This is a genomic window from Yoonia sp. R78084 (assembly GCF_044595625.1).
In the GTDB taxonomy this organism is placed as follows: domain Bacteria; phylum Pseudomonadota; class Alphaproteobacteria; order Rhodobacterales; family Rhodobacteraceae; genus Yoonia.
On record NZ_CP138993.1, the window covers coordinates 2,173,533 to 2,188,283 of the forward strand.

General features: G+C 59.6%; 14 protein-coding genes. 10 read left to right on the plus strand and 4 right to left on the minus strand.

Translation table 11 applies throughout. The annotated features are described in order from the left end of the window. The first annotated feature begins 59 nt into the window (after positions 1-59). A complete protein-coding gene (gene rpmB, locus SJY29_RS11020) occupies positions 60-344 on the plus strand; it encodes a 50S ribosomal protein L28 (RefSeq protein ID WP_110278438.1) in 285 nt (94 codons plus the stop codon). Positions 345-421: 77 nt separating this feature from the next. On the opposite strand, the gene SJY29_RS11025 is transcribed toward rpmB, so the two are convergent. Then, positions 422-991 (minus strand): Crp/Fnr family transcriptional regulator, encoded by a 570-nt coding sequence (locus tag SJY29_RS11025; RefSeq protein WP_400082854.1) that lies wholly within the window; start codon positions 989-991, stop codon positions 422-424. An 80-nt stretch (positions 992-1,071) separates the two neighbouring features. Here SJY29_RS11025 and SJY29_RS11030 point away from each other — a divergent pair, with 80 nt between their 5' ends. From SJY29_RS11030 to SJY29_RS11040, 3 genes are all read left to right on the plus strand, one after another. Further along, complete coding sequence (locus SJY29_RS11030) at positions 1,072-1,608, plus strand: hypothetical protein (protein ID WP_400082857.1); 537 nt, start codon at positions 1,072-1,074, stop codon at positions 1,606-1,608. A gap of 53 nt (positions 1,609-1,661) precedes the next feature. Beyond that, a complete protein-coding gene (gene hrpB / locus SJY29_RS11035) occupies positions 1,662-4,067 on the plus strand; it encodes an ATP-dependent helicase HrpB (protein WP_400082858.1) in 2,406 nt (801 codons plus the stop codon). A 67-nt stretch (positions 4,068-4,134) separates the two neighbouring features. Beyond that, the gene (locus SJY29_RS11040; RefSeq protein ID WP_400082861.1) at positions 4,135-4,593 is read left to right on the plus strand and encodes an NUDIX hydrolase; all 459 of its coding nucleotides are present in this window, start codon (positions 4,135-4,137) and stop codon (positions 4,591-4,593) included. A 154-nt stretch (positions 4,594-4,747) separates the two neighbouring features. On the opposite strand, the gene SJY29_RS11045 is transcribed toward SJY29_RS11040, so the two are convergent. After that, positions 4,748-5,353, minus strand: coding sequence for a GcrA family cell cycle regulator (locus tag SJY29_RS11045; RefSeq protein ID WP_110278433.1), 606 nt, complete (start codon positions 5,351-5,353; stop codon positions 4,748-4,750). Positions 5,354-5,564: 211 nt separating this feature from the next. On the opposite strand from SJY29_RS11045, the gene SJY29_RS11050 reads away from it, so the two are divergent. After that, positions 5,565-6,359, plus strand: a complete 795-nt coding sequence (locus SJY29_RS11050; protein ID WP_400088909.1) for an ABC transporter permease — start codon at positions 5,565-5,567, stop codon at positions 6,357-6,359. On the opposite strand, the gene SJY29_RS11055 is transcribed toward SJY29_RS11050, so the two are convergent. Beyond that, positions 6,356-6,769: a hypothetical protein gene (locus SJY29_RS11055; RefSeq protein WP_110278432.1), complete on the minus strand. Its 414-nt coding sequence runs from the start codon at positions 6,767-6,769 to the stop codon at positions 6,356-6,358. The genes SJY29_RS11050 and SJY29_RS11055 overlap by 4 nt on opposite strands. Positions 6,770-6,830: 61 nt before the next feature. Continuing rightward, positions 6,831-7,715, minus strand: coding sequence for a DMT family transporter (locus SJY29_RS11060; RefSeq protein WP_400082864.1), 885 nt, complete (start codon positions 7,713-7,715; stop codon positions 6,831-6,833). Positions 7,716-7,970: 255 nt separating this feature from the next. Between SJY29_RS11060 and SJY29_RS11065 the strand changes: the two genes are divergently transcribed. The 5 genes from SJY29_RS11065 (at position 7,971) to SJY29_RS11085 (ending at position 14,638) form a co-directional block, all read left to right on the plus strand. Then, on the plus strand, positions 7,971-9,152 hold the full coding sequence (locus tag SJY29_RS11065; protein ID WP_400082866.1) for an aspartate aminotransferase family protein: 1,182 nt from the start codon (positions 7,971-7,973) through the stop codon (positions 9,150-9,152). Then, on the plus strand, positions 9,145-9,627 hold the full coding sequence (locus tag SJY29_RS11070) for a GNAT family N-acetyltransferase (RefSeq protein ID WP_400082868.1): 483 nt from the start codon (positions 9,145-9,147) through the stop codon (positions 9,625-9,627). The genes SJY29_RS11065 and SJY29_RS11070 overlap by 8 nt, the downstream gene beginning before the upstream one ends. Before the next feature lie 38 nt (positions 9,628-9,665). Then, on the plus strand, positions 9,666-10,571 hold the full coding sequence (gene argF, locus SJY29_RS11075) for an ornithine carbamoyltransferase (protein WP_110278428.1): 906 nt from the start codon (positions 9,666-9,668) through the stop codon (positions 10,569-10,571). Positions 10,572-10,799: 228 nt separating this feature from the next. Beyond that, positions 10,800-13,517, plus strand: coding sequence for a cation-translocating P-type ATPase (locus SJY29_RS11080; protein ID WP_400082871.1), 2,718 nt, complete (start codon positions 10,800-10,802; stop codon positions 13,515-13,517). Between the two features lie 122 nt (positions 13,518-13,639). Then, complete coding sequence (locus SJY29_RS11085) at positions 13,640-14,638, plus strand: AraC family transcriptional regulator (protein ID WP_400082873.1); 999 nt, start codon at positions 13,640-13,642, stop codon at positions 14,636-14,638. Positions 14,639-14,751 lie beyond the last annotated feature (113 nt).

Below are 14,751 nucleotides of genomic sequence, written 5' to 3' on the forward strand. Positions count from 1 at the left end.
GTATCACAGGATACCCCACCACCCGGGTGGCGGATGTCCAAAGAACAAGGATAACGCTCATGTCGCGCCGTTGCGAACTGACTGGAAAAGGCCCGATGTCTGGCAACAATGTCAGCCACGCCAAGAACCGTACCCGCCGCCGTTTTTTGCCAAACCTGCAGGACGTCACTTTGATGTCCGATGTGCTGGGCCGGTCTTTCAAGCTGAAAATCTCCAACGCGGCACTGCGTACTGTTGATCACCGCGGTGGTCTGGACGCATTCATGGCGAAAGCGAAAGACGCAGAGCTTTCCGCTGAGGCGCTGAAAATCAAGAAAGAGATCGTCAAGGCAACTGCTGCCTAAGCCGTTCTTGCTTGAGACAGATTCGAACCCGGTCGTGCAAGCGGCCGGGTTTTTCTATCTTGTACGACAGGCCGCTGTTATCGCTGTTGTCTCCGCAACCTGCTGAGCGTCACAGGCGTCACGCCCAGGAACGATGCAATCGACGTGTGGACAAACAGGGCCTCATATCCCGGGTAATTATCGCGAAACCACGCTAGTCGATCGGCCCCACGTAGCGCGGCAAGACACCATTCACGATCTGCTTTACGCGCCAGCGCATCCTGCAAAATGGCATTTGCCCAGTTGCGCACAGGTTCGGCCCTGATCATCTCTTCCACAAGGCGTTCGGCATCCATCTGCGCAACCAGTAGATCAGTCGTCGCTTCTATTGCGACCCGCGAAAGCTGCGCCTTGGTGCGGGCGATATGTGGCGTTATGACCGATGGGCCATGATAAAGACCGACGCAAACAGCGGTTCCATCAGACGCGTGGATTTGGCTGGTCGCACACCCGTCCAAAAGGACGTATTCCTGCGTTTCTTTCTCGCCTTGCTGGGTGAGAAAGGCACCCTTCCTGATCAAACGCGTCTTCCACAACGCGGCGAACTCCGCACCTGCCGCGGACATTGTCATCGCCGGGGATTGCGAAAGGAACGTCATCAAATCCATTTCGTCGAAATCCTTATCAAAAGATAATGCCCGCAAGTTTCGATGCTGCCAGTTCTGGCACATCGCAAGGAGTATTGGAAATGCAGTCAGCAAGAAAAGCGCGTCAACATGGGATCAATGCCCTGGTCTTTGGGGTAACTGGATTGATTGTCTATGCCGTCATGATCTTCGGCACGCTCGCCCATCTCGAAGCTGTTTCAGGCGATCTGCCATTCGACATGCGCCCACTGGGGTATACCTATTCCGAGGCAAACCAATTCTTGGCAGGTCTGGGTCCGGAGGGCCGCGCCTACTATCTGACCCGCCAAATGCCACTTGATCTGTTCTATCCGGCGCTACTTGCGCTGACACTGGTTTCAACCCTGCGCTGGCTGGAACAACGTCTGTCCTACAGGCGCTGGGTCCGGCTAGGTGTCGTGACTGCCATTGGTGCTGCAGCCTGTGACTATGCCGAGAACTTGGGCGTAATCGCGATGATCCTGACTTGGCCGGAGCTTTCCTCCTACCTGGTCGGCTGTGCCAGCATTGCCACGACCGCAAAATCGGCCCTGACGACACTGGCGGCAGCATTCGTTCTGGTGCTCGGCGTTATGACCATTCGGCGGCCCGCCCTATGATAGGTCAGCATGTATGGTGGCGTCTTGATCCGGCCTATGGCAAAGCTTGCGGCATGACCGCCTTGCCGATTGATCCTGTCCTGCCTGAACTGATGGCGGCCCTTGCCGCCTCCGGCTGTGCCGTTCTGCAAGCCCCGCCGGGTGCGGGCAAAACCACCCGTGTCCCCTTGGCGATGCTTGAGGCAAAGCTCACCACCGGCAAGATCATCATGCTCGAACCCCGCCGGCTTGCCGCCCGCGCCGCAGCCGAGCGTCTGGCCGAGGGGTTGGGTGAGACACCGGGCAAAACCGTCGGTTACCGTATGCGCGGCGATAGCAAAGCCGGCCGCCGGATCGAAGTGGTCACCGAAGGCATCCTGACCCGCATGATCCAGTCCGATCCTGAACTGACAGGCATCGGCGCCGTCATCTTCGACGAATTTCACGAACGTTCGCTCAACGCCGACCTTGGCCTCGCGCTGACATGGGAAAGCCGCAGCGTGCTGCGCCCCGACCTGATCATCCTTGTCATGTCCGCAACGCTCGACGCAGCCCCCATCGCCGCAATGCTCGATGACGCCCCCGTGATCACCTCCGAAGGCCGCTCGTTTCCTGTCACAACCCATTTTCTTGACCGTGCTTTGCCCAAAACACAAAAACTGGAAGACGCAACTGCCGATCTGGTCACCACAGCCGTGGCCGAAACCCAAGGCGGCGTCCTTGTCTTTCTGCCCGGCGAAGGCGAAATCCGCCGGACTGCCGCCCTTTTGCAAGACCGCCTGCCCGCCGACTGCACTATCCGCCCGCTTTACGGCGCGCTGCCCTTTAGCGAACAACGCAAAGCGATAGTGCCGCTGAAAGAGGGGCGCAAAATTGTGCTGTCCACTTCGATCGCCGAAACCTCGCTCACCATCGAAGATATCCGCGTGGTCGTCGATGCTGGCCGTGCCCGCCGCGCGCGGTTTGATCCAAGCTCGGGCATGTCGCGGTTGGTCACCGAAAAAGTCAGCAAAGCCGAAGCCACCCAACGCGCAGGCCGCGCAGGCCGCGTGGCCCCCGGCGACGCCTATTGCCTTTGGACCAAAGGCGAGCACGGGGCGCTCCCCGCCTTCGCGCCTGCCGAAATCGAGGCCGCTGATCTGGCGAGCCTCGCATTGGAACTGGCCGTCTGGGGGAGCGATGATCTTGCATTTCTGACCCCTCCGCCCCCAGGCGCCTTGGCCGAAGCACGGACACTCTTGCACAGCTTGGGCGCGCTCGACAGCGCAGGACGGATCACGCCACATGGCCGCGCCCTTGCTGCCCTGCCACTGCACCCGCGTTTGGCCCATATACTGCAAATCGCTGGCAAAGCTGCAGCCCCGCTCGCCGCCCTGCTGGCCGCGCGCGATCCGTTGCGCGGCGCGCCGGTTGATCTGGCGCTGCGCATCGCGGCACTGAAGGGGCGCTACGACGGGCCCGGCACCACGCACCCTGCGGCACTGGCGCAAATCAAATCCGAAATTCCCCGCCTGACCAAAGGCCTGCCCGACAAAGCCCCGCTCAGCCTTGGCCAGCAAGCCGCCCTCGCCTACCCTGACCGTATAGGCCTGCGGCGCAAAGGCGATGACCCGCGCTATGTGCTCTCAGGCGGCAAAGGGGCCGTGCTTGATGCCGCCGACCCGATAGCGGGGGCGCGGCTGATCGTGGCCACCGATCTTGACGGCGACACCCGCGAGGCCCGCATCAGGCAGGCTGTCACGCTCACGGAACGCGAATTGCGCGACCTCTTTGCAGACCAGATCGCGTGGGCGGATATCTGTGAATGGTCCAAACGCGACCGCAAGGTCCTCACCCGCCAGCAGGAACGGTTTGGCGCGTTGGCACTGGATGACCGGCAATGGTCGGATGCGCCGGATGAGGCCATAGCACAAGCCATGCTCGAAGGTGTGCGCCAGTTGGGCCTGCGCCCCTCGCCCGCCGCGGACCGGTTCCGCGCAAGGGTGGCATTGGTTGAAGACCTGCCCGCAATGGACGATGCAACGCTACTGAACACGCTGGAAGACTGGCTGCTCCCGCACCTGACCGGTGTGCGCAGCGCAGAGGACTGGAAACGCTTTGATATCCTGCCAGCCCTGCGTGCCATGCTGGACTGGGACCAGATGCAGCGCCTTGACCGTGCCGCGCCCGCACATTTCGAAACACCGCTGGGGCGCAAGATCCCGATTGACTACGATGGCGACGCCCCCGGCATCACCCTGCGCCTGCAGGAAATGTTCGGCGTCACCACGCATCCTATAGTGGGGCGAACACCTTTGAGAGTCACACTCTTGTCACCGGGGCAAAAGCCCGTGCAGGTCACGCAAGACATCGTTGGCTTCTGGGCCAGCTCCTATGCGGATGTCCGCCGTGATATGCGTGGCCGCTACCCCCGCCATCCTTGGCCCGAAGACCCGACACAGGCAGACCCCACCCTGCGTGCCAAACCGCGCGGCACCTGACACCATTTGCGCATCGATTCGCTTTGTGTTAGTGAGAACCTAATAAAAACACGCCATTGGCAGGTATATGAGTAATCTAGACCGCTCTTTTTGGACGGGCCGTGAGGTCTGTGTCGTCGACCCGACTGCGATCACGCAGGTCGGTGCGCTTTGCTTGCGCGACGGAAAGGACGGAAAAGAGGTACTCCTGGTGAAATCCTCGCGTGGTCGCTGGATCGTGCCCAAGGGCTGGCCGATGGACGGTCACACCGATGCCGAAACCGCCAAAATCGAAGCCTGGGAAGAAGCGGGTTTGCGCAAAGGCAAAGTCAGCAAGGCCCCGATTGGCGGCTATGTCACCGAGAAACGCTTTGAAGACGGACGGGTCGTGCCCTGCCATGTCAGCGTGTACCGGATCGACGTGAAACAGATGACCAAGACCTACCCCGAAGCGGGCCTGCGCAAGCGCAAATGGGTGCCGCTGAAAAAGGCGGCCAAAAAGGTCGATGATGTGGGCTTGCGGGCGTTTTTGGGCGCGCTGAAGTAGGCTTTGCCTGCTGCCTTGCAGGTGGCCGCAATCGCTTCGCAGCATCGACCATCTTTTCCGACATTCAGACGCGTCCCGCAGCACGCAAAAAGCCGCCCCTGAGGGCGGCCTTTGCGGCGAGGGCAGATCATAATCTGCCTTACCTTACATCACCTTAGCGGCGGCGGTCGCGGCGCGAGGACATGGGCTGGAACGCGACGCCAACATGGGCTTCGCAATAGGGCTTGCCCTGTTGCACAGCCAATCCGCAGAACCAGAAATCATCAGTGGCGGGATCGCCCACCGGCCATTTGCAGGTTTTTTCCGTCAGTTCCATCAAGGTCAACCGCTTGGCTGTCTTTTCGACTTCACTGACTTTGGCCAGTGCCTCGGGGCTAATCTCATTGGCCGAAGGCTGCGGCGGCAAAGGTTGCCCTGCCGGAATGATCGCGCGGCGCGCAGCCGAAATCGGGATGCCGTTCTCGTCAAGCTCGGGCTCTTCTTTGGGCGGTGTCGAGGCGGGTGCCGCCTTGGGTTTGGGTGCTGCAGGCTTGGCCGCCGGTTTCGCCGCAGCAGCGGGTGCCGCCGCCGGTTTTTCTTTTGGTGCTACTTTGGCCGCAGCCCCGGCCGAACCTGCCCTATTGGACAATCCCAAGCGATGTACCTTACCGATTACGGCATTGCGGGTCACCCCGCCAAGTTCTTTGGCGATCTGGCTTGCGGACTGGCCTTCGCCCCACATCTTCTTGAGCGTCTCAACGCGCTCGTCTGTCCAGGACATATCTGTTCCTTTGGTTTTTCGGCGAAGATCCGTCATATACGGATCGGGCCTTCTTCATCAAGTTGTCCCTATATTAAACACTGCTGCGGGTGATGTGAAGGCAGTGACGCGGCTTTTCGTGATCTTGTCGTGCAGCGCACACCGCAGGGCTGGCCATTGCGGTGAAATCCACTATGTCAGGGTGCTGCAAAGGATGGCTGTGATGCAAGATATGAACCAGATGGGTGTGCGGCGCTTCGGGCGCGTGAATTGGTTGGGAACCTGGACATTGGTCCGGCGCGAGATCAGCCGCTTTATGAATGTCTGGTCACAGACTGTGATGGCCCCTTTGATCAATGCGGGGCTGTTCCTGCTGATTTTCACCATCGCGATCGGGTCACAGCGCGGCGATGTGATGGGCGTGCCCTTCATGGTGTTTCTGGCACCCGGCATCCTGACCATGACGGTCATCCAGAACGCCTTTGCCAATACCTCCTCCAGCCTTGCCTCCGCCAAGGTGCAGGGCAATATCGTCGATACGCTTATGCCGCCTTTGTCAGCGGGAGAGTTGGTGACAGGCTATATCGGCGGGGCGGTGGCACGCGGTGGATTGGTCGCGATTGTGATTGCTGCGGGATCGGCTCTGTTTTTGGGCGTAGGGATGCAGTCACCGATCTGGGTCGTCGTCTTTGTGGTGCTTGGGTCGGTCCTGATGGGCGGCTTGGGCCTGATTGCAGGAATTTTTGCCAATAAATTCGACCAGCTCTCAGCGATTTCGAACTTTCTTGTCACACCTTTGGCGTTCCTGTCAGGCACCTTCTATTCGATCGAGGCGCTACCTGCCTTCATGCAAACGCTCAGCCACGCCAATCCGTTCTTTTACATCATTGACGGGGTGCGATTTGGCATGATCGGCGTCAGCGACAGTAGCCCTTGGGTGGGGCTTGTCGTGGTTTCGGCGGCCTGTGTCGTGGTCTTGGGGATTTGTTTGCGCTGGATGCACACAGGCTATCGGCTCAAAGCCTAAGAGACGTCGCGCACCGGTATGCCGCGCTCTGCCAGTACGGCAATCAAGGTGTCGATATCAGGCAGGTCGCCCGAGAAGATATCCTCGACGGTGCCATCGCGATAAACAATCGCCACTTCGGTATCCAGCCCCGCTTCGCTGACGCGTAAATGTGCGATATTATCAAGCGGGATCGGCCTGGGGTCGCGCCATGCGGCAAGGGTCAGATAGTCTGCGTCGATCCGCACACCGGAGACAGGTTGCGGCAGCAGCATCCACGCTATCAAAACGGCACCGAACACCCATGCAAGGGCCTGAAATTGCGTGGCTTCAAAGTAGATGATGGCGACAAGCAGCAAAACCACGCCAAAAAAGGCGAGCCAGATTGGCCCCTTGTTCGGCGCGCGACGGTACTCGTAAACATCACTCATGTTTTTCATCTATTGACAGAAGATGGCGTTAATTTGTCCAAGGTAAAGGGGTATTGCACGCTCAGCGCACAAAGCGGGCCCGCCGTTCACGCCAGGCCAAGAGCGATGCGCCACCGAGGATAATAAGCGCGCCGAGGATGCTGATCCAGTCCGGCCAGACATCGAAAAGCAGCAAATCATAAAGACCGGCAAAAATCAGCGTGACATAGCTGAAGGGCGTGATGAAGCTCGCATCTGCACGCGCCATGGCGTTCACAAAGCACGCCTGCGCGGTGGCCATCAACACCCCCAACGCCGCCAGCGCGCCCCATTGTGCGCCCGTTGGTGGCACCCAGACGGGCAGGACTGCCAGTGTTGCGATACTCAGCCCGATCGCGTTGTTGATCAGCAAGATCTGGAACCCCGGTTCGCGGTTGGCGAGTTTCTTGATGAATATCAACTCCATCCCCATCAAAAGCGCGGCCCCCAGTGCCAGCAAACCGGCCAGTTGAAAGCTCTCGGGGCCGGGCCTCAGCAAGATCAGCGCGCCAAGCAAGGCGGTGGCGGCTGCAAACCAGCGCCACGGCCCGACACGTTCACCCAGCAGCGGAATAGCAAGAAGCATGCCGAACACAGGATTGAGAAAGCTGATCGCCGTAGCATCTGACAGCGGAATAAAGGCCACGGCTGAAAACATGAAGGTCACACCACCCCAACCAAAGAGCGTCCGGCCAAAATGTAGCTTCAGGTTCGGCTGTGCAATCCTCGGCCGCAGCACTGCAGCCGCTGTAGCAATCGCGATAAATGCAAACAAAAAACGGCCATGGCTGATTTGCAAAGGGTGCAAGGGCGGGCCCAAAGTATCGGTGCCCAAGGATTTTGCCATAACCATCGTCGCCGCAATAAACGCAGTGGCCGTCAGCATGAAGGCAATAGCAAGAGGCGGGTTGGCGGCACGCAGGGTCATGCCCGCTCATTGAACCTGTTCGGTGAACCGCGCAAGACAGATCGTGATGCCACAACAGCAAACGGCGGTTTTTGCGGCTTCCCTCGTAATGAAGACTACGTTATCAGGGCCACATGATGACCTGTGCAACATTCGAGAGCCGACGCCGACGCTAACCTGCGCCGCCCTTTGCCACGTCCATCGTAAACCCCTAACATTATTGACAGCTCTCGCTTGGTCCTGCACCAATCGGGCTTACCTTTGAGGAAGATCGCCATGATCCCATCTATTCTGCCAACCTATTCACGCGCACCGCTGACTTTCGTTTCCGGCGAAGGCTCTTGGTTGACGGAAGCAGATGGACGGCGCTTTCTGGATCTGGGTGCGGGGATTGCCGTGAATGCGCTGGGGCATGCCAACCCTGCTCTGGTCGCAGCACTGACCGCGCAGGCGCAGGCGCTGTGGCATGTGTCGAACCTGTATAATATTCCCGCCCAGCAACAGCTGGCCGATGCGCTGGTGGCACAGACTTTTGCCGATACGGTGTTTTTCACCAACTCCGGCACCGAGGCCTGCGAGCTGGCCGTCAAAATGGCCCGCAAATTCTGGTACGACAAAGGCCAGCCCGAACGGACCGAAATCATCACCTTTTCGGGATCGTTCCATGGCCGCTCCAGTGCAGGGATTGCGGCGGCAGGATCCGAGAAGATGACCAAGGGCTTTGGCCCGTTGTTGCCCGGTTTCACCCATCTGGAATTTGGTGACCACGATGCGCTGAAGGCCGCGGTCTCGGACAAGATCGCGGCGATCATGGTCGAGCCGGTGCAGGGCGAAGGCGGCATCCGCCCTTTGCCGGATGTCTGTCTGAAAGGGTTGCGCGATCTGTGCGACCAACACGGCATCCTGTTGATCCTGGATGAAGTGCAGTGCGGCATGGGCCGGACCGGTAAACTTTTTGCCCATGAATGGGCGGGCATCGCACCTGATATCATGATGGTCGCCAAGGGCATTGGCGGGGGCTTTCCGCTGGGCGCTGTACTGGCCACGGAGAATGCGGCATCTGGCATGACGGCAGGCACGCATGGGTCCACCTACGGCGGCAACCCTCTGGCCTGTGCCGTGGGCGCCAAGGTGATGGAGATCGTGGGCGACGATGCCTTTCTGGCCGAGGTGAACCGCAAGGCGGGGATGATGCGCCAAAAGCTCGAAGGGCTGGTGGCGGCACATCCGGATGTGTTCGAAGCCGTGCGCGGATCGGGGCTCATGCTTGGCCTGAAATGCAAGGCCGTAAACAGCGATGTGGTCGCGGCGGGATTTGCCCAAGGGGTGCTGACGGTGCCTGCGGCGGACAATGTCGTGCGTCTTCTGCCCGCGCTGAATATCACCGACGACGATATCGCGCTGGCGGTGGAGAAGCTTGATGCTGCGGCATCCCATGTAAAGGAGGCCAATGCGTAATTACACGTTCCGCCACCTGACCGAGGCAGACCTGCCTTTGATGCGCCGCTGGTTACAGACGGCGCACGTCAAAGTCTGGTGGCCCGATGCGGACAAGCAAATTGCGCTGATGGAAAGAGACATGGACAGTGCCGCGATTGACATGCGGGTGGTGAGCCTGATCGACCACCCCTTTGCCTATATCCACGATCACGACGCCCGCGCCTTTGAGATGCCCCAATATGCGGACCTGCCGTTTGGCGCGCGGGTCATGGCCACCTTTGTCGGCGATAGCGATTTCATGGGACAGGGCCATTCTGTCGGCTATATCGAAGCGTATATACGCAGCCTGCGCCTGAAATACCCCATGGTGGCCGTGGCACCGGGGACGACCGACACCCGCACCATCACGATCTATAAGCAGGCCGGTTTCATGAACCGACGACTGACCACGACAGCCGAAGGACGCCTTGTCCAGGTAATGACCCATCTCTGAACTGACTGGTCGGATACGGCCCAACAAAAGCGAAACACATGACCCATTTTCTTGATATCCATACGACCCCCACCGATGCGCTGCGCAACATCATCGACAATGCCAAAGCGATGAAAACCGCCCGCGCCGGTCTGCCCAAGGGCACGCCGGACGCCGAACAGCCGCTCGCGGGGCATATGGTGGCGCTGATTTTTGAAAAGCCCTCAACACGGACCCGCGTGTCTTTCGATGTGGGTGTGCGCCAGATGGGCGGGCAGACCATGGTGCTGTCGGGGGCGGATATGCAATTGGGCCATGGCGAGACAATTGCCGATACCGCACGGGTCCTGTCGCGCTATGTCGATCTGATCATGATCCGCACATTCGAGGAACAAACGCTGCTAGATATGGCCGAATATGCCACTGTGCCGGTCATCAACGGGCTGACCAACCGCACGCACCCTTGCCAGATCATGGCCGATATCATGACGTTTGAGGAACATAACGGCCCGATCAAGGGCAAAAAGGTTGTCTGGTCAGGCGACGGCAACAACGTCTTTGCAAGCTTCGCCCATGCCGCCAAACAGTTTGAGTTCGATCTGGTCTTTACCGGGCCGCCGCCGCTTGATCCAGAACCTGCGCTGGACGGGCTCTATACAACCGTGCGTGACCCCAATGAGGCTGTGCAGGGCGCCGATCTGGTGGTGACCGATACTTGGGTCAGCATGCACGACCCGCAATCCGCACGCGAGCGGCGGCACAACCAGTTGCGCGGCTATCAGGTGAATGACGCGCTGATGGCCAAGGCCAAGGACAACGCGCTCTTCATGCACTGCCTGCCTGCGCACCGCGATGACGAGGCGACAAGCAGCGTGATGGATGGCCCCCATTCTGTGATCTTTGACGAGGCCGAAAACCGGCTGCATGCGCAAAAGGCGATCATGCGGCATTGTCTGGGGGTTTAAGGCCCCAAACAATCACCAGATGATCATGGCAGCACGCAACACCTTTGCTGCCGTGCAGACCTGCACCGGTTGACACCTTTTCGAACGCGGCCGGTTTTGTGCCGTGCCATTGGTCAATCCGGACGGCTGATTGATCAGGGTCAAAGCGACATCAAACACAGTGTGGCAGTTTCCGACGGAACCGCGTCGCAGGCACATTGGCGCAACCTTGCCAGATAAAGCAGGAACATGATGTCCGAACCCCTGGTCGAAAACCCGCATGCGCAATCGGTGGAAGAAATAGGCGCCCGACTGGAGGTCGATACCGCGCAGGGGCTTCACCAATCCCACGCACGCGCGAGACTGGACGCACAAGGGCCAAACCGACTGCGCCAACAGAAAAAGAAAAGTACCCTGTCGATCCTTCTGCACCAGTTCAAGGGCATGATCGTCTGGCTGCTTGCCGCTGCGGCGTTGATGTCTTTCGTTCTGGGTGACATTGCAGAAGGCATCGCAATTGTCGTTGTGCTGCTGATCAATGGGGCAATCGGCTTTTTCACCGAACTCAGGGCCGCCCGCGCGATGGAGGCACTGATGCAGATTGCACAGGTGCAGACGCGGGTGCGGCGCGGCGGCGATGTGCGAAAGGTCAACGCACATGAGCTCGTGCCTGGCGATGTCGTGATCCTCGAGGCCGGCGATATGGTGACCGCAGACATGCGCTTGACCGAAGTCGCAAGTCTCATGGCCGATGAATCCGTACTCACCGGTGAGTCTGTGCCGGTAATGAAATCACGAAACCCTTCAGAACAGGACGCCGCTTTGGGTGATCGCGCCAGCATGGCCTTCAAAGGCACAGCGATCACGCTTGGCACGGGTGAGGGTGTGGTTGTCGCGACGGGCATGGACACGGAAATCGGCCAGATCAGCGACCTTGCGCAATCAGCGCAAAGCGACACAGCCCCGCTCGAACGCAGGCTGGACAAGTTGGGGCATCGGCTCGTCTGGCTGACAATGTCACTGGCAGTCTTGACGATCGTGGTGGGTATCTTGCGCGGCTATGACGTGACAGAGATGGTGCAGACCGGGGTTGCTTTGGCCGTTGCCGCCATTCCCGAAGGCTTGCCGGTGGTCGCGACGCTCAGCCTTGCGCACGGGATGTGGCGGATGAGCCAGCGCAACGCATTGATCCGGCAGCTTTCGTCAGTCGAAACACTCGGGGCCACTACAGTTATTCTGACAGACAAGACCGGAACACTCACCGAAAACCGCATGAGTGCGGCGCGCTTTTTGCTGGCTGATGCTCAGGTGCGTGTCGAAAGCGACGGCGATGTTCGCAGGTTTTTTATTGCCGGGGATACAATTGATCCTGTCAGTGATGATCGTCTGGCTTGGGCGATCCGGATCGGGGCGCTGTGCAACAATGCAGACTTGGGCGACGGCGCAAAGCACCATCACTCAGGCGACCCGATGGAAATCGCGCTTCTGTCGCTTGCCCAGAAAGCCGGGCTCGGGCGGGATGGATTGCTGGCGGCAAATGAAAAAGTCCACCAACACGCCTTTGACCCTGAGACCAAGATGATGGCCACGGTCCATCGCGGGGCCAATGCCTATCTGGTGGCCGTCAAAGGCGCACCCGAGGCCGTGATCGACGTCTGCACGCAAGTGCAGACAGCAGATGGCGCGCGCGCCATGGACGATCACGCGCGACAGGACTGGAAAGACCGCAGTGCTGAGGCGGCGGGCGAAGGCCTGCGCCTGCTGGCGCTGGCGATGAAGCACGCCGACAGTGAAGATGCGCCACATTATGAAGGGCTCACGCTGGTCGGTCTTGTATGTTTGCTTGATCCTGTGCGCGCAGATGTACCCGATGCAATCGCTGCAAGTCGCGCGGCCGGCGTCCGCGTCATTATGTTGACCGGCGATCACGCCAGCACAGCCGAAACAATTGCACGCGAAGCAGGCCTTGGGCATGGTGATCTGACCGTGGTTGAAGGCCGCGAACTGGCCGATCTGGATGTCGACCAGATCAGTGATCAGGATCGCGCACGGCTTCTGTCTGCGGACGTTTTTGCCCGTGTCGCGCCCGACACAAAACTGAAGCTTGTATCACTCTTTCAGAATGCGGGGCATATCGTGGCGATGACCGGTGACGGCGTCAATGACGCGCCGGCGCTCAAGAAGGCCGATATCGGCATCGCAATGGGGCAACGTGGCACGCAGGTGGCACAAGAGGCCGCACATATGGTTTTGCAGGACGATGCCTTTGCCACCATCATCGCAGCGATGCGTCAGGGCCGCGTGATTTTCGATAACATTCGCAAGTTTGTCGTCTATCTGATGTCATGCAACGTCAGCGAGGTTCTGGTGGTCGGCATTGCCGTGAGCGCCGGTTTGCCGGCACCACTCCTCCCTTTGCAGATCCTGTTTCTGAACCTCGTCACGGATGTGTTTCCGGCCTTCGCACTTGGTCTGGGGCGCGGCGATGAGACCATTATGCAAAAACCGCCACGCGATCCTGCACAAGAGATCGTCGACCGCCCACGTTGGATACTGATTGCCATTCTCGGCGCTGCTATCACGGTGGCAACTCTCGGGGCCTTTGTGCTGGCGCTCTTTTGGCTGCACCTTGATAGTGGTCCGGCCATCACAGTTGCCTTTCTTACGCTGGCGCTGGCGCAACTGTGGAATGTGTTCAACGTGCGTGACCCCGATGCAGGGATTCTCAGCAATGAGGTCACAGGCAACCTCTATGTCTGGGGTGCGATCTTCCTGTGCCTCGCGCTGATCGGAATAGCGTTGTGGGTGCCGTGGCTCTCGGTCCTTCTGGGTCTGCCGGATCCTGGCTGGAAAGGACTGGCGCTTGCAGCATGTGCCAGCCTCGTGCCGCTTGTTTTGGGACAATGCTGGCATGTCATCCGTGGTCCGGACTGGTTGAACCGCCATGACCGGGCAAGCGGGGAATGAGCGTTCCGAAGGCTGCGCCATAAGCCTTTCGTCCGAGAGGCGTTAGAGCGGCGCAGCTGACCCGCGCAGCGAACGCATGGCTGCCACTTGGCGCGTTCTTTCGATCAGGCTAACCTGCGAACATGGGTCAGATTACTTCGCTCTTTGCCAGAAAGGTCGCGCACGCCGCGGGCGACGCGATTGATACCAAGGCTGTGCTTGCCTCGGTTGGTCTGGATGCGGACGGCCCTTCGGACCCGACCCACATGCTGGATGAAGACGACTACTACAGCATGATCGAGATGATGGCACAGCAGATGGATATCACCCCACTGCCCGTGATCGTCGGCAAAGCGATGCGTCCGGACGAATATGGCGCCCTCGGTCTTGCGTGGAAGGCTGCGCCCAATCTGCTGGGGTCCTTTTCCCGCGTCGAAAGATACTGGCGTCTGTGGACCAGTGTGGCGCGATACGAATTGCGTAACACCGATGACGGTTACCTCTTCATCGAGCACCGCGATGGGGCGCGGCGGCTTGGCATGCGCATCTCGATCGAGGCGGACCTCGTCAGTGGTGTGTCACTTGGCAGGCAGGTGTCGCCCCGACCATTTGCCCCGCTGGCGGTCTACTTCAGGCACAGCGCGCCCAAGAAACACGAGCATCACGAAGCCTATTTCGGCTGTCCGGTTCATTTCGGGGCGGATATGGATGCGATGCTGATGTCCCATGACGCAGTTTCTGCGCCCAATCTGCTTGGCGATGTAGGGATCACACAGTTTCTGGTGTCACATCTGGACCAAGAACTTGCCCGCATTGATGACACCCCCGCATTGCAAACCCGGACCAAAGGCGAAATCGCGCGCGCACTGAGCGAAGGCTTGCCAAAAATGGCGCAGATCGCCCGCGCGCTCGGCATGAGCGCCCGCTCCTTTCACAGGCGGCTCGCAGAACAGGGGCTTAGCTTTCAAACCCTGACAGAAGAGACCCGCCGCGAGATCGCAACAGCCATGCTGCGCGAAGAACGCTACGCACTGTCCGAGATCGCCTTCCTGACCGGTTATTCCGAGCAAAGCGCCTTTAACCGCGCGTTCAAACGGTGGATGGGCGTGACACCCGCAACCTACCGGAAATCGCTCAAGTAAGGCGCGGCACACTGCAGTATTGGCCGCAGATGTCAAAGCAGTGGCAGGCGCGGTCAATACCGGCACCCGTCAGTCTTTCTAAACCTTGGCCATCAAACTGAACCAAGGAGAGA